This is a genomic window from Pseudomonas sp. SORGH_AS_0199 (assembly GCF_031453735.1).
Classification (GTDB): domain Bacteria; phylum Pseudomonadota; class Gammaproteobacteria; order Pseudomonadales; family Pseudomonadaceae; genus Chryseomonas; species Chryseomonas aestiva.
This window is the reverse complement of the sequence record NZ_JAVJAE010000001.1, coordinates 3,917,811-3,931,209: the sequence shown is the minus strand read 5'-3', so window position 1 is coordinate 3,931,209 and position 13,399 is coordinate 3,917,811. Positions and strand designations below refer to the sequence as shown.

General features: G+C 65.7%; 16 protein-coding genes. 12 read left to right on the top strand and 4 right to left on the bottom strand.

What is annotated here, in order from left to right:
• Positions 1-11 precede the first annotated feature (11 nt).
• From QE444_RS18415 to QE444_RS18380, 8 genes are all read left to right on the top strand, one after another.
• Complete coding sequence (locus tag QE444_RS18415; RefSeq protein WP_309740679.1) at positions 12-2,231, top strand: chemotaxis protein CheA; 2,220 nt, start codon at positions 12-14, stop codon at positions 2,229-2,231.
• Positions 2,232-2,313: 82 nt separating this feature from the next.
• Complete coding sequence (locus QE444_RS18410) at positions 2,314-3,432, top strand: chemotaxis response regulator protein-glutamate methylesterase (protein WP_133862382.1); 1,119 nt, start codon at positions 2,314-2,316, stop codon at positions 3,430-3,432.
• Between the two features lie 34 nt (positions 3,433-3,466).
• Positions 3,467-4,207 carry a flagellar motor protein gene (locus QE444_RS18405; RefSeq protein WP_133862381.1) on the top strand — a complete coding sequence of 247 codons (741 nt, stop codon included), beginning with the start codon at positions 3,467-3,469 and terminating at the stop codon, positions 4,205-4,207.
• Between the two features lie 11 nt (positions 4,208-4,218).
• Positions 4,219-5,082, top strand: a complete 864-nt coding sequence (motD, locus tag QE444_RS18400; protein WP_273861477.1) for a flagellar motor protein MotD — start codon at positions 4,219-4,221, stop codon at positions 5,080-5,082.
• A 35-nt stretch (positions 5,083-5,117) separates the two neighbouring features.
• On the top strand, positions 5,118-5,906 hold the full coding sequence (locus tag QE444_RS18395; protein ID WP_208691981.1) for a ParA family protein: 789 nt from the start codon (positions 5,118-5,120) through the stop codon (positions 5,904-5,906).
• 57 nt (positions 5,907-5,963) lie between these two features.
• Positions 5,964-6,869 (top strand): chemotaxis protein CheW, encoded by a 906-nt coding sequence (locus QE444_RS18390; RefSeq protein WP_309740670.1) that lies wholly within the window; start codon positions 5,964-5,966, stop codon positions 6,867-6,869.
• Between the two features lie 73 nt (positions 6,870-6,942).
• Positions 6,943-7,422, top strand: a complete 480-nt coding sequence (locus QE444_RS18385) for a chemotaxis protein CheW (RefSeq protein ID WP_007160357.1) — start codon at positions 6,943-6,945, stop codon at positions 7,420-7,422.
• A complete protein-coding gene (locus QE444_RS18380; protein WP_133862377.1) occupies positions 7,422-7,838 on the top strand; it encodes a DUF2802 domain-containing protein in 417 nt (138 codons plus the stop codon). Before QE444_RS18385 ends, QE444_RS18380 begins: the two co-directional genes overlap by 1 nt.
• Positions 7,839-7,865: 27 nt before the next feature.
• Here QE444_RS18380 and QE444_RS18375 read toward each other — a convergent pair whose 3' ends face one another.
• Positions 7,866-8,789 (bottom strand): aspartyl/asparaginyl beta-hydroxylase domain-containing protein, encoded by a 924-nt coding sequence (locus QE444_RS18375; protein ID WP_133862376.1) that lies wholly within the window; start codon positions 8,787-8,789, stop codon positions 7,866-7,868.
• A gap of 170 nt (positions 8,790-8,959) precedes the next feature.
• Here QE444_RS18375 and QE444_RS18370 point away from each other — a divergent pair, with 170 nt between their 5' ends.
• On the top strand, positions 8,960-9,499 hold the full coding sequence (locus QE444_RS18370) for a DUF2058 domain-containing protein (RefSeq protein ID WP_133862375.1): 540 nt from the start codon (positions 8,960-8,962) through the stop codon (positions 9,497-9,499).
• A gap of 9 nt (positions 9,500-9,508) precedes the next feature.
• Here QE444_RS18370 and QE444_RS18365 read toward each other — a convergent pair whose 3' ends face one another.
• Positions 9,509-10,153, bottom strand: a complete 645-nt coding sequence (locus QE444_RS18365; RefSeq protein ID WP_309740663.1) for a YciC family protein — start codon at positions 10,151-10,153, stop codon at positions 9,509-9,511.
• 30 nt (positions 10,154-10,183) lie between these two features.
• A complete protein-coding gene (locus QE444_RS18360; protein ID WP_309740660.1) occupies positions 10,184-10,750 on the bottom strand; it encodes a cysteine hydrolase family protein in 567 nt (188 codons plus the stop codon).
• Positions 10,751-11,027: 277 nt separating this feature from the next.
• Between QE444_RS18360 and QE444_RS18355 the strand changes: the two genes are divergently transcribed.
• Together QE444_RS18355 and QE444_RS18350 are read left to right on the top strand one after the other, a co-directional pair.
• The gene (locus QE444_RS18355; RefSeq protein ID WP_309740657.1) at positions 11,028-11,723 is read left to right on the top strand and encodes a DUF2076 domain-containing protein; all 696 of its coding nucleotides are present in this window, start codon (positions 11,028-11,030) and stop codon (positions 11,721-11,723) included.
• Positions 11,683-11,814, top strand: coding sequence for a hypothetical protein (locus tag QE444_RS18350; protein ID WP_309740655.1), 132 nt, complete (start codon positions 11,683-11,685; stop codon positions 11,812-11,814). Before QE444_RS18355 ends, QE444_RS18350 begins: the two co-directional genes overlap by 41 nt.
• 59 nt (positions 11,815-11,873) lie before the next feature.
• Here QE444_RS18350 and QE444_RS18345 read toward each other — a convergent pair whose 3' ends face one another.
• Positions 11,874-12,311 carry an Lrp/AsnC family transcriptional regulator gene (locus QE444_RS18345; RefSeq protein WP_309740652.1) on the bottom strand — a complete coding sequence of 146 codons (438 nt, stop codon included), beginning with the start codon at positions 12,309-12,311 and terminating at the stop codon, positions 11,874-11,876.
• A gap of 149 nt (positions 12,312-12,460) precedes the next feature.
• Between QE444_RS18345 and yedA the strand changes: the two genes are divergently transcribed.
• Positions 12,461-13,369 carry a drug/metabolite exporter YedA gene (gene yedA, locus QE444_RS18340; protein WP_133862370.1) on the top strand — a complete coding sequence of 303 codons (909 nt, stop codon included), beginning with the start codon at positions 12,461-12,463 and terminating at the stop codon, positions 13,367-13,369.
• The last annotated feature ends 30 nt before the right edge of the window (positions 13,370-13,399 follow it).

Here is a 13,399-nt window from a genome sequence, read left to right as displayed (position 1 = left end):
GGAGTGCAGGAATGAGCTTCGACGCCGATGAAGAGATCCTCCAGGATTTCCTGGTAGAGGCCGGCGAGATTCTCGAACAGTTGTCGGAACAATTGGTCGAGCTGGAAAGCCGTCCGGATGACATGGATCTGCTGAACGCCATTTTTCGTGGCTTCCATACCGTAAAGGGCGGTGCCGGTTTCCTGCAGCTCCATACCCTGGTCGAGTGCTGTCATATCGCGGAAAACGTTTTCGACATCCTGCGCAAGGGCGAACGCCGCGTGGATGCCGAACTGATGGATGTGGTGCTGCAGGCGCTGGATTCCGTCAATGAGATGTTTGGTCAGGTTCGGGAACGCGAAGAGCCGACCCCGGCCTCGCCCGAGTTGCTGGCGGCGCTGGCCCGCCTGGCCGATCCGGCCGGCAGCGAACCGGCGCCGGTAGCGGCTGCGCCCGTAGCTGCCACTCCGGTGGTCGCGGCACCGGCGCCCGCCGCTGCTGCTGCAGCTGCCGAGCCGGAATTGAGCGATGCCGATTTCCAGAATCTGCTCGATGCCCTGGGTAGTGAGCCGAGTGCGGCAGCGGCAGCGCCTGCGACCGTCGGTGGCGACGACATCACCGATGACGAATTCGAAGCCCTGCTTGATCAGTTGCACGGCAAGGGCAAGTTCCATGACGCGCCGGTTGCTGCCGCAGCGCCTGCTGCCGTTGCCGCAAGCGGTGATGACATCACCGACGATGAATTCGAGGCCCTGCTGGACGAATTGCACGGCAAGGGCAAGTTCGTCGCGAACAAGGCTGCGGCACCGGCTGCAGCGGCTCCGGCGGCGGCGGCGGCGGGTGGTGACGAGATCACCGACGACGAATTCGAATCCCTGCTCGACGAATTGCACGGCAAGGGCAGATTCAGTGGTCCCGCGGCAGCTGCCGACACTGTAGCCGCACCTGCTGCTGCGCCGGCACCGGTAGCTGCGCCTCAGCCTGCACCTGCACCTGCACCCGCGCCGAAACCGGCTCCGGTTGCCGAGGCCGCGGTGCCCAAGCCGGCAGCGGCAGCGCCCGCCGAACGTCCCACCAGCGAGGCGGAGACCACCGTGCGGGTCGATACCGCACGGCTGGACGAGATCATGAACATGGTCGGCGAGCTGGTACTGGTGCGTAACCGCCTGGTGCGTCTGGGCCTGAACAGCGGCGACGAGGCCATGGCCAAGGCCGTGTCCAATCTCGACGTGGTCACCGCCGATCTGCAGACCTCGGTCATGAAGACGCGGATGCAGCCGATCAAGAAGGTCTTCGGCCGCTTCCCGCGCCTGGTCCGCGATCTGGCGCGCAGCCTGAAGAAAGAGATCAATCTGGAGCTGGTCGGCGAAGAAACCGACCTGGACAAGAACCTCGTCGAGGCCCTGGCCGATCCGCTGGTGCACTTGGTGCGCAACGCGGTCGACCACGGCATCGAAGGACCGGCCGAACGTGAAGAGAACGGCAAGTCCCGCGCGGGGCGTGTAGTGCTCTCCGCCGAGCAGGAAGGCGACCATATCCTCCTGTCGATCTCCGATGACGGCAAGGGCATGGACGCGGATCTGCTGCGCAACAAGGCCGTGGAAAAAGGCCTGCTCGACCGCGACGCGGCCGATCGCCTGACCGAGACCGAGTGCTTCAACCTGATCTTCGCCCCGGGTTTCTCCACCAAGGCCGAGATCTCCGACATCTCCGGTCGTGGCGTGGGCATGGACGTGGTCAAGACCAAGATCAGCCAGCTCAACGGCACCCTGAACGTCTACTCGACCAAGGGCCAGGGCTCCAAGATCGTCATCAAGGTGCCCCTGACCCTGGCGATCATGCCGACGCTGATGGTGATGCTGGGCAACCAGGCCTTCGCCTTCCCGCTGGTCAACGTCAACGAGATTTTCCACCTCGACCTGTCCCGCACCAACGTGGTGGACGGCCAGGAAGTGGTGGTGGTGCGCGACAAGGCGCTGCCGCTGTTCTACCTCAAGCGCTGGCTGGTGCCCAATGCGGCCCATGTGGAGCAGGGGGAAGGGCATGTGGTGATCCTCTCGGTGGGCACCCAGCGCATCGGCTTCGTGGTCGATCAGCTGGTGGGCCAGGAAGAGGTGGTCATCAAGCCACTCGGCAAGATGCTGCAGGGAACGCCCGGCATGTCCGGAGCGACCATCACCGGCGACGGGCGCATCGCGCTCATCCTCGATGTGCCCAGCATGCTCAAGCGCTACGCCCGTCGCGGACTCTGAGTCGGCCCGATACGAGCGGCGTCGGGCCCTGGGCCTGGCGCCATCGGGCGGCCTGCGCCGCCCCAGTTAGGAGTTTCAACGTATGCCGGTAAAAGTACTGGTGGTGGACGATTCCGGCTTCTTCCGGCGTCGGCTCAAGGAAATCCTGGCGGCCGATCCCAACATCTCGGTGGTGGGCACGGCCAGCAACGGGCGCGAAGGGGTCGACCAGGCCCTGGCGCTGCGACCCGATGTCATCACCATGGACTACGAGATGCCGATGATGGACGGCATTACCGCGGTCCGCCACATCATGCAGAAGTGCCCGACCCCGGTGCTGATGTTCTCCTCGCTCACCCATGAAGGCGCCCGGGTCACCCTGGATGCCCTGGATGCTGGCGCGGTCGACTTCCTACCGAAGAATTTCGAGGACATCTCGCGCAATCCCGCCAGTGTGCAAAAGCTGCTGTGCGAGAAGATCCACCATATCGCCCGTTCCAACCGGCGCTTCGCCGTGGCCCCCAGCGTCGCGCCGGCTACGCCCGCGAGTACCGCGACCGCGCCGGCCACCGCTCGCCCGGCGGCGCGTCCGGTGGCGCCCAGCAGCGCTCCTGCCAGTCATGCAGCCACGGCTCCGGCTTCGCCGCCGCCCAAGCGCAAGCACTATCGCCTGGTGGCCATCGGCACCTCCACCGGCGGCCCGGTCGCTCTGCAGCGGGTGCTTACCCAGCTGCCAGCCAATTTCCCGGCACCGCTGGTGCTGATCCAGCACATGCCGGCGGCCTTCACCAAGGCCTTCGCCGAGCGCCTGGACAAGCTCTGTCGCATCAGCGTCAAGGAAGCCGAGGACGGCGACCAGTTGCGTCCGGGACTGGCTCTGCTGGCACCCGGTGGCAAGCAGATGATGGTGGACGGCCGCGGCACGGTGAAGATCCTGCCGGGCGACGAGCGCCTCAACTATAAACCTTGCGTCGACGTGACCTTTGGCTCCGCGGCCAAGGCCTATGCCGACAAGGTGCTGGCGGTGGTCCTGACCGGCATGGGCGCCGACGGCCGCGAAGGCGCGCGGATGCTCAAGCAGGTCGGCAGCCAGGTGTGGGCCCAGGACGAAGCCAGCTGCGTCATCTACGGCATGCCCATGGCCATCGCCAAGGCCAATCTGGCCGACGCCATCTATGGCCTGGACGACATCGGCAGACACCTGACCGAGGCCTGTTCGTGACGGCAGGCGTTCGCTGGCCAGAAGGGCATTGAGCGTGGACGTTCTCAGTCTCATCGGCATCCTGCTGGCCTTTACCGCCATCATGGGTGGCAACCTGCTGGAGGGCGGTTCCTTTACCGCCCTGGCCAACGCTCCGGCGGCGCTGATCGTGGTCGGCGGCACTCTCGGTGCCGTCCTGTTGCAGACCCGCCTGCCGGTACTGCGCCGGGCCCTCACCATGCTGGCCTGGGTGTTCGTACCGCCACGGCTGGACCTCGTTGGCGGCATCCGCAAGGTGGTCAACTGGAGCAACGTTGCGCGCAAGGAAGGCTTGCTGGGTCTCGAACCCCTGGTCGCTCGCGAAGCCGATCCCTATGCCGCCAAGGGCCTGCAGCTGCTGGTGGACGGCACCGAGCCCGAGGCCCTGCGCAGCATCCTCGAGGTGGATCTCTACGGCCAGGAAGATCGCGACATCGCTGCCGCCAAGGTTTATGAAGCCATGGGTGGCTATGCACCCACGGTCGGGATCATCGGCGCGGTGATGGGTCTGATCCATGTCATGCAGAATCTCGCCGATCCCTCCCAGCTGGGCAGCGGCATCGCCGTGGCCTTCGTCGCCACCATCTATGGTGTCGGCTTCGCCAACCTGCTGTTGCTGCCGGTCGGCAACAAGCTCAAGGCGCTGGCCCAGCAACAGTCCCGCTACCGGGAAATGCTGCTGGAAGGGCTGATGTCCATCGGCGAGGGTGAGAATCCCCGCTCCATTGAAATGAAGCTGCAAGGTTTTCTGGACTAGGAGGACGCCGCATGCCTCGTCGCCGCCGCCGTCCCGAAGAACACGAGAACCACGAACGCTGGCTGGTCTCCTACGCGGACTTCATTACCCTGCTGTTCGCCTTTTTCGTGGTGATGTATTCCATCTCTTCCTTGAACGAAAGCAAGTACAAGGTGCTTTCGGACAGCCTGTCGGGCATCTTCAGTCAGCCGGAGCGCTCGCTCAAACCCATTCCCCTCGGCGATCAGCGTCCCGCGGGCGTGACACCGACGGTGATGGACGCCAGTGCCGCTCAGCCGGCCAGGGGCACCCCCAGCGACCCGCTGCAGCAGATCGCCGACAGTGTGCGCGCCACCTTCGGCGATCTCATCGCCGGCGACCAGTTGAACATCAAGGCCAGTGAGATGTGGCTGGAGATCGAACTCAGCTCCAATTTGCTGTTCGCCAGCGGCGACTCCCTGCCGAGCAATCCCGCCTTCGGCCTCATGGAGAAGGTGGCCAAGATTCTGGCGCCGTTCAAGAATCCGATCCAGGTACAGGGCTATACGGACGACCGCCCCATCAGCACGGCGCTGTATCCCACCAACTGGGAACTGTCCGCGGCGCGGGCGGCCAGTATCGTGCGGCTGCTGATCGGTAACGGCATCGCGCCGCAGCGCCTGGCTGTAGTGGGCTATGGCGCCTATCAACCGGTGGTCGACAACACCAGCGACGTCAATCGCGCCCGCAATCGGCGCGTGGTTCTGCTGATTTCGCGCAATCTCGACCTGTTCCGGCCACAGAGCACCTTGCAAAATTCGTCGACTGGCACACAATCTGCAGCATCGCCTGGAGAACCGGCGCCCGGGGTGGCGCCTGTCAAATCTTCGTCGCCGGCTACCAAGCCGGCACCTTGACCCGGCTGGTCGTGTCGTCGGGAGGAAGTCTGCACATGAGAGTCTGGGCTGTCGCCAATCAGAAGGGTGGGGTGGGCAAGACCACCACCACCGTTGCCCTCGCCGGGTTGCTCGGCGATGAAGGCAAGCGCGTCCTGCTGGTGGATCTCGATCCCCACGGCTCCCTGACGAGCTATTTCGGTCAGGATCCGGACAGCCTCGAACACAGCGCGTTCGACCTGTTCCAGCACGGTGGTCAGGTTCCGGAGGGCCTACCGAAGCGGCTGCTGCTGCCCACCAGTCATCCGCAGCTGTCGATGCTGCCGTCCAGCACGGCGCTGGCTACCCTGGAACGTCAGTCGCCCGGCCAGAGCGGCTTGGGCCTGGTGATCTCCAAGAGCCTGGCACAGCTGTGGAACGACTTCGATCATGTGCTAATCGACAGTCCGCCGTTGCTCGGCGTGCTGATGGTCAATGCCCTGGCGGCCAGTCAGCATCTGGTGATTCCGACCCAGACCGAATTCCTCGCGCTCAAGGGACTCGAGCGCATGGTCAACACCCTGACCATGATCAACCGCTCGCGCAAGCAGGCGCTGCCCTACACCATAGTGCCGACCCTGTTCGACCGCCGTACCCAGGCCTCCATCGGTACGCTCAAGGTGCTGCGCAGCACCTATCCGGCGCAGCTGTGGCAGGCCTTCATTCCCATCGATACGCGGCTGCGCGACGCCAGTCGTTCCGGGCAGGTGCCGTCGCGCCACGAGGTGAACAGTCGCGGCGTCATCGCCTACCGGGCGTTGCTGCGGCATCTGCTCGACGGGGCGCCCAGCAGCCAGGTCGCCTGATTCAAGTTTTCCACCCCGCCGGCCGATAGGCTGGACAACTCACCCACGTAGATCGCCATGAGCCAACCGACGTCTCTCGACAATCGTCCTCAGCGTGTCCTCCAGGGCTATCTCGATGCCCTGTTGCTGGACGCGTTCCTGGAACTGCCGACCGCCGAATCCACGCCGGTCGTGGCTTCCGTGGTGGCACCGGCGGCGCCGATCGCCAGCGTGAGCGAAGACGAATTCGCCGCCGCGGTGCGCGAGGAGCTCGAACGGGATGCCGCGTGGCAACCCCGGGTTGTGCCGCTGGCCGCCCGCCGTGCCGGCGTCGCCCTGCCCGAGGTGCTGCAGCCTGCAACCCAGGTGCCGTTGCCACCGGAAACCGACATCGAGCTGGACTGGCGCGTCCCCGACCTGGCCCCCGCTGCCGAGCCCGCGCGTCCGGTGGTGGAGGGCATTGCCCTCGGTACCCCGGCGGTGCAGCCCGCCGCCGCGGCTGGCGTACCGCCCGGCGCTGTGCACCTGGAAGGTCGCCCTGAGTGGGGCGAAGAACCCTTCGAATGCCTGCTGTTCGACGTGGCCGGCCTGACCCTGGCCGCGCCCCTGGTGTGCCTGGGCTCCATCTACCCGCTGACCGACGAAGAGTTGACGCCGCTGTTTGGTCAGCCAGACTGGTTCCTGGGCCTGCTACCCTGCCAGGCAGGCAACCTGCGCGTGCTCGACGCGGCGCGTTGGGTAATGCCCGAGCGCTACCGCGACGACTATCGCGAAGGCCTGAAATTCGTTATATCGCTGCAAGGCCTGGACTGGGGCCTGGCCGTGCATGGCGTCAGCCATTCGGTACGGCTGGATCCCGCCGAGGTCAAATGGCGGAATCAGCGCGCTACCCGGCCGTGGCTGGCCGGTACGGTGATCGATCAGATGTGTGCGCTGCTGGATGTGGCGGCGCTCGCTGAACAGGTGGTGGGTGGCCGTCGCTAGGGCTGCCCGCTGCAACTAACCGGCGGGTTCGCCCGCTTCGCCGCACGTGCGGTATTTGACGAGGCTAGGGAACATGAAAAAAACGTCCGCACAGGGTTCCGAAGATCCGGTCCTGCAATGGGTCACCTTCCGCCTGGATAACGAGACCTACGGCATCAACGTGATGCAGGTCCAGGAAGTCCTGCGCTACACCGAAATCGCTCCGGTCCCGGGTGCGCCGAGCTACGTGCTGGGCATCATCAACCTGCGCGGCAACGTGGTGACGGTGATCGACACCCGTCAACGCTTCGGTCTGCTGCCCACCGAGGTCACCGACAACACCCGTATCGTCATCATCGAGGCCGACAAGCAGGTCGTCGGCATCCTGGTCGACAGCGTGGCCGAGGTGGTCTATCTGCGGCAGTCGGAGATCGAGACCGCACCGAACGTCGGCAATGACGAGTCCGCCAAGTTCATCCAGGGCGTGTGCAACAAGAACGGCGAGCTGCTGATCCTGGTCGAGCTCGACAAGCTGATGACCGAAGAAGAGTGGTCGGAGCTGGAAAGCATCTGATGCTCGTCGGGCTGATCCTGCTCAGCGTTGCCCTGGGGCTGGCCTGTGCCGGCCTCGGCGGTTGCTGCTGGTTGCTCTGGCAGCGCCAGCAGCAACAGGCGGCCAAGCTGGCCGAGCGGGAGGCCCTGGTCGACAAGCGCATGCAGATCCTGCTCAAACGCCTGGAAACCTACCAGGCCGGGCAGGTGCGCATGGGTGAACAGGTGCAGGGGCTGGCCCAGGTGGTGGCACCCTTGCCCGATCGCCTGACCCAGATCGAGCAGAGCGATCCCACCAGTCTGTCGTTTTCCCAGGCGGCACGCCTGGTGGGGCTGGGCGCCAGCGCCGACGATCTCACTCAGGCCTGTGGTCTGTCCCAGGCCGAAGCCGAGCTGGTGGCGCGGCTGCATCGGCAACGCCAGCAGCGTTCCGGCTGATCAGGCCGGTGGCGCAGGATCGCTGCCTCAGCTGACGATCCAGTGGTAGAGCGCAATCACCACCAGTACCGCCAGCACTGGCTTGGCGATGCGGTAGGCCTTGGGATGGCGCCGCTTGAACTTCTTCACGCCACCCCCGATGCGATCCCCGAACCTCTTGCTGAAGGCATAGGCCTGGTTGATGCCGCCGACGCGCTCCCCTTCGACGTTCTGCGGCGCCGTGGCGCTGCCGAGGAAACGGCTGACCGCCTGATTGACGCGGGTCAGCAGACGGTTGCGCAGCGGACGCTCGACGTCGCAGAAGAGGATGACCCGGGTCTGATCGGTCTCGTTCTTGACCCAGTGCACGTAGGTTTCGTCGAACATCACGTCTTCGCCGTCGCGCCAGGCATAGGGCTGGCCGTCGACATAGATGCGACAGGCGTCCGAGTTCGGCGTGGCCAGGCCCAGGTGGTAGCGCAGCGAGCCGCCGAAGGGATCGCGATGGGGGTTCAGATGGCTTCCACCCGGCAGCAGGGCGAACATGGCGCCCTTGACGTTGGGGATCTGCCGCACCAGTTCGACGGTCCGCGGGCAGAGCGTCTGGGCGGAAGGTAGCGGCTCGCCGTACCAGGTCAGGTAAAAACGCTTCCAGCCCTTCTTGAAGAAGGAACCGAAGCCGGCGTCATTGTCCTTTTCCGCGGCGCGGATATAGCCCTCGTCGAACAGCCGCAGGGCTTCGACGCGAATCTCCTGCCAGTTGTCCTTGAGCACGTCCAGCTCGGGAAAGCGGCTGCGATCCAGATAGGGCTTGGACGGCACGCTGGAGAACAGGTACATCAGGGCGTTGTAGGGGGCGAACACCGCCGAGTGGTTGACCAGCTGGCGCAGGAAAGGCAGCCGAGCGCGTCCGCGAAGGTGGACGAAGAGCACGCTGGCGACGAAGAGCAGGACGATCGCGAAGGTAATCATGGGCGAATTGTGATCGGCAGCGCCCGAACCAGGGGCGGATAGGTAATGACCGCATTATTTCACCCCAGAGAAAGGCTTGCACTCGCTTCGTCGGCTGCGCAGGATGGACACCCTGGCGCGCGGCCGCTTTCGAGTCGCGCCCCCTTGGATGATCTAGACGAGTCGTATCGATGAGCATGTCCCTACGCGACCAGCTGCTGAAAGCCGGATTGGTCAATGAAAAGCAGGCCAAGCAGGCCGTCAAGCAGAAGCAGAAGCAGACCCGCATGGAGCATCGCGGGCAGACGGAAAAGGACCGCTCCCAGGAGCTGGCCGTCCAGCAGGCCCAGGCGGAGAAGCTGGCCAAGGACCAGGAGCTCAATCGCGCTCAGGAAGACAAGAAGAAGCGCAAGGCCGAGCAGGCACAGATCAAGCAGTTGATCGAAACCAGCCGCCTGCCCAAGCTGAGCACCGAGGACTACTACAACTTCGTCGACGACAAGAAGGTCAAGCGCCTGTCGGTCAACGTCATGATGAGAGACAAGCTCAGCAAGGGCAGTCTGGCCATCGTGCGCTACGAAGGCCGCTACGAGGTGGTGCCCCGGGCTACCGCCGAGCGCATCCAGGAGCGCGATCCCAAGCGGGTGGTGCTGCTCAACGTGCAGAGCGGCGAGCCGGATCCGGACGATCCCTATGCCGCCTATCAGGTTCCGGATGACCTTATGTGGTAAGCGGCAAGGTCAGGCGTTCTGCCTGACCAGCATGTAGATGCGGTAGACGGCGATGCTGGGGATCAGCTGCAGGAAGCCCGAGAGGGTCTGCAGTGCGATCTCCGTTACCGCGGCCTCGGCGAAATGCCGGGTGATCCAGGCGTCGAGCAGCCAGGCCGGCAGGACCGTGGCCAGGATGCACGCCAGCAGGGTGAAGAAGTGCCCGCGGCTCAGCCGGAAGCTGCCACGCAGGGCGTCCAGCGGCGCCCGCCCTTCCAGCACCAGCAGATTCTCGGCGAAGGCCAGCTTGGCCATGATCAGAAAGCCCGGCACGATCAACAGCGAGAAGCCCAGCATCACCAGCCCCGAGGTCAAGGCCGCGAGGAGGGCGAAGCGTGGCCAGAGCAGCAGGGCGGCGCCCCAGACGCCGCTCAGGCGCGGGGTATTACCCTGGGTGCGTGCCTCCAGAAAGATCAGCAGGGCGGCGGTGTACAGCGGATAGCAGAGCAGGCTCACCAGCATGTCCCATAGGCCGCCACTGGCGCCGAAGCGTTCCAGCACCTGATAGCGCAGCAGGGCTTCGAGCAGCAGCCAGGGCAGGGTGAGGACGGCCAGGGGCCGCAGATTGCGGGCAAAGAAAGACAGCGAGTCGCGCAGGATATCGACAGGGTTCATGCAGCTCTTCCAGACGGGCAGGCGGGCAGTCTAGCAGGGCGACCCGTTCGTCCGCAGACGTTCGAGCATGGCCGCGCTGGAGGTGACGGTGGCGTATTCGCCGTGCAGATTGGCCATGGCCATCGCATGGACCTCCTCGGCGCTGCGCGGCCGACCGGCGAAGTCGGTCTTGGCGAAGGTGTAGCAGGCGTCTTCGGCGACCCAGGTGGTGAAATCGAGATTGCCGGCGCTGCGCGCGGTGGCCTCCACCGAGTTCTCGCTGGCCACGCCGCAGATCAGCAGTGAGCCTATTCCGCGCTGGTGCAGCCAGTGCTCCAGGCCACTGTTGGCGAAGGCGTCGGGGACCTGCTTGTCGAACACCGTCTCGCCGGGCAGCGGCGCCAGCGCCGGCTGGAATTGCACGCCGGGCTGTCCCGGCCAGAACACCGAAGTCGGACTGCGCGACAGGTGCCGGACGTGTAGCAAGGGCGCTCCGGCCTGACGCCAGGCCGCCAGCAGGTCGCCCATGCGCAGCTCGGCGTCCGGGTGGTTGCGTGGGCCCAGATGGGGGGCGCGGATCCCCTGTTGCTGGTCGATGAGGATAAGCAGCGGCGGCATGGGCGAGTCTCGCGGGGAAAGCGGCAGACTCCCCCAGCACAGGCCGGTTGTCCAGTCACCGGCGCGGCGCTGGAACTCGTCACCCCGCTGTCCCTTCAGAAGAGTGATGCCAAGGCGGGGAGGGCTGGCTGAATCCGCGCTGAACATAGCGCGTGTCCTGCTTGAAAAGCTGCTACAACGCCTCTATCTGGCATAGCAGCGCAGGCTGCTGCGCCTTTCGATATCCAGGCCGTTCCCAGGGGAAGGCCGCCAGTAGACCGTCTGCGGGAGGGTCATCATGCAACGCGAAGAAAGCCAGCTGATCGAAGGTCTGTTCGACCGTCTCAAGACCACGGAAGCCCAGACCGCACCCCGTGACCGGGAAGCCGAGGCGCTGATCCAGCAGCGCCTGCGCGAGCAGCCCGCGGCTCCCTATTACATGGCCCAGGCGATGCTGATCCAGGAGGCCGCCATCAAGCGGCTGGATCAGCGCGTCAAGGAACTGGAAAGCCAGATGGCCCAGGTCCAGCAGAATCGTCCAAGCAGCGGTGGCTTCCTCTCCAGCCTGTTCGGCGGTGGCAGCAGCCAGGCAACGGGCGGTCAGGCACCGGCCAACGCCGCGCCGTCGCGCGGCTGGAATGACCCGGGTCCGGCAGCGCCGCGTCCCGCCAATCCGGGTTATGCCCAGTCCAATCCCGGCTATGCCCAGCCCGCACCCGGCTATGGCGCGCCCCAGGCCGCGCCTTCCCGCATGGGCGGCTTCATGGGCGGTGCGCTGCAGACCGCGGCCGGGGTCGCCGGTGGCGTGCTGGCGGCCCAGGCTATCTCGGGCCTGTTCCATCACTCGCAACCCGAGGAGATCGTCAACGTCATCAACGAGACCCCGACCGCCGACCAGGGCCTGGCCGATGCCGGCTCCCAGGGAGGCTGGGCGGACAACGCCAGCTACGACAATGGCGGGGGGTTTCCAGGATGCCGGTGGTTTCCAGGATAACGCCGGCTTCCAGGACGCCGCCGACTATGGCGATACCGGCGGTGGTGGCGGCTTCTTCGACGACAGTGGCGACGACGATTCCTTCATCTAGGTGGTCGTACTCCGCCAGCCCTGGTGCCGCGAGGCGCCGGGGCTTTTTTATGCGCGTCTTCAGCTGGGCATGAGCGGCAGCGGGCGCTCGAAGGGCGTCGACAGCACCACCACGGTCCGGCTCATGCCGAATCGGGTCAGCTGATCGATGAGGCTCTCCAGTTCGCCCATGTCGCGTACGGCGACCCGCAGCATCAGGCAGTCTTCGCCCGTGACCCGGTGACAGGCGAGCAGCTGGGGGAGGGCCTCAAGCTTCTTCAATACCGGGCCCTGACTGGTGCTGTGCAGGCGCAGCGAGATCAGGCATTCGGTGCCGTAGCCCAGGGCGCGGCGGTCGATACGGGCGCCATAGCCGGTGATGATGCCGGCGTCTTCCAGCTTGGCGATGCGTTCGGCGATGGCCGGGGCGGAGAGGCCCAGCCGGCGACCTAACTCCGCGTAGCTGGCGCGGCCGTCCACCAGCAGCAGGTCGATGAGCCGACGATCAATATGGTCCATGTCCGTTTCCCTGCCTTCGAATCGAAGGTCTCCATCCCTAAAGTATGCTGAATCAAAGGCTGGTCGGCCGTTTCTCTCTTGACTGTATCTTAGCCGGCGCATCACGCGCTTCTACAATGGCAGCCTGACCCCTCAGGAAGCTCTCGCGCATGGACACCTCCGCCTCGCCCTGCCTCGCGCCGCCACGCCTGCCCAGCTGGCTGCCGCTGCTGGCAGCCTTCTTCGCGCTCTATGTGGTCTGGGGTTCCACCTATCTGGTGATTCGCATCGGCGTGGCCCATTGGCCACCGCTGTTGATGGCGGGGCTGAGGTTTCTCATCGCCGGGAGTCTCCTGCTGGGCTGGTTGCGCTGGCGCGGGGCGCCCTGGCCAACGGCGCGCGAGACCGCCGCGGCCGCGGTGATCGGCATCCTGCTCCTGGGCGTCGGCAACGGCGGGGTGACCCTGGCCGAGCATTGGGGCGTGACTTCCGGTATCGCCGCCTTGTCGATCGCCACGGTCCCCCTGTTCACCCTGCTGTTCGGTCTGCTCTGGGGGCAGCGCAATACCCTGCTGGAATGGGCCGGCATCGCCCTGGGCCTGGTGGGGATCGCCCTGCTCAATCTGGGCGATACCATGAGCGCCACGCCGCTCGGGGCCGCGGTGATCCTGCTCGCCGCGGCGGCCTGGGCCTTCGGCTCGATCTGGAGTCGCTACCTGCCGTTGCCGCGTGGCGCCATGGCCAGCGCGGTGGAGATGCTGGTGGCGGGCGCGGTGCTGCTCGGCGCCAGCTACCTCAGCGGCGAGCGCCTGCAGCACTGGCCGGCCCTGGGTGGCTGGCTGGCGCTGGGCTATCTGGTGGTGTTCGGCTCGCTGATCGCCTTCAGTGCCTATCTTTATTTGCTGGGGCGGGTACGGCCGGCGGCCGCCACCAGCTACGCCTACGTCAATCCGGTGGTGGCGGTGCTGCTGGGTACCCTGTTCGCCGGCGAACGGATCGGTGCGGCCGAAGCGCTGGCCATGCTGGTCATCGTGGGCGCGGTGGTGCTGATCGGGCTGCCGCAGTGGCGACGGCTTTGAGAGCAGGCTAGGCTGGCGCGTCATCCAAGC

Coding starts and splice junctions, on each gene's coding strand:
- yedA (WP_133862370.1), top strand. CDS start 12,461: ATGGACACCTCCGCCTCGCCCTGCCTCGCGCCGCCACGCCTGCCCAGC.
- QE444_RS18355 (WP_309740657.1), top strand. CDS start 11,028: ATGCAACGCGAAGAAAGCCAGCTGATCGAAGGTCTGTTCGACCGTCTC.
- QE444_RS18380 (WP_133862377.1), top strand. CDS start 7,422: ATGCTCGTCGGGCTGATCCTGCTCAGCGTTGCCCTGGGGCTGGCCTGT.
- QE444_RS18395 (WP_208691981.1), top strand. CDS start 5,118: ATGAGAGTCTGGGCTGTCGCCAATCAGAAGGGTGGGGTGGGCAAGACC.
- QE444_RS18365 (WP_309740663.1), bottom strand. CDS start 10,153: ATGAACCCTGTCGATATCCTGCGCGACTCGCTGTCTTTCTTTGCCCGC.
- QE444_RS18350 (WP_309740655.1), top strand. CDS start 11,683: ATGGCGGGGGGTTTCCAGGATGCCGGTGGTTTCCAGGATAACGCCGGC.
- QE444_RS18390 (WP_309740670.1), top strand. CDS start 5,964: ATGAGCCAACCGACGTCTCTCGACAATCGTCCTCAGCGTGTCCTCCAG.
- QE444_RS18385 (WP_007160357.1), top strand. CDS start 6,943: ATGAAAAAAACGTCCGCACAGGGTTCCGAAGATCCGGTCCTGCAATGG.
- motD (WP_273861477.1), top strand. CDS start 4,219: ATGCCTCGTCGCCGCCGCCGTCCCGAAGAACACGAGAACCACGAACGC.
- QE444_RS18345 (WP_309740652.1), bottom strand. CDS start 12,311: ATGGACCATATTGATCGTCGGCTCATCGACCTGCTGCTGGTGGACGGC.
- QE444_RS18370 (WP_133862375.1), top strand. CDS start 8,960: ATGAGCATGTCCCTACGCGACCAGCTGCTGAAAGCCGGATTGGTCAAT.
- QE444_RS18415 (WP_309740679.1), top strand. CDS start 12: ATGAGCTTCGACGCCGATGAAGAGATCCTCCAGGATTTCCTGGTAGAG.
- QE444_RS18360 (WP_309740660.1), bottom strand. CDS start 10,750: ATGCCGCCGCTGCTTATCCTCATCGACCAGCAACAGGGGATCCGCGCC.
- QE444_RS18375 (WP_133862376.1), bottom strand. CDS start 8,789: ATGATTACCTTCGCGATCGTCCTGCTCTTCGTCGCCAGCGTGCTCTTC.
- QE444_RS18410 (WP_133862382.1), top strand. CDS start 2,314: ATGCCGGTAAAAGTACTGGTGGTGGACGATTCCGGCTTCTTCCGGCGT.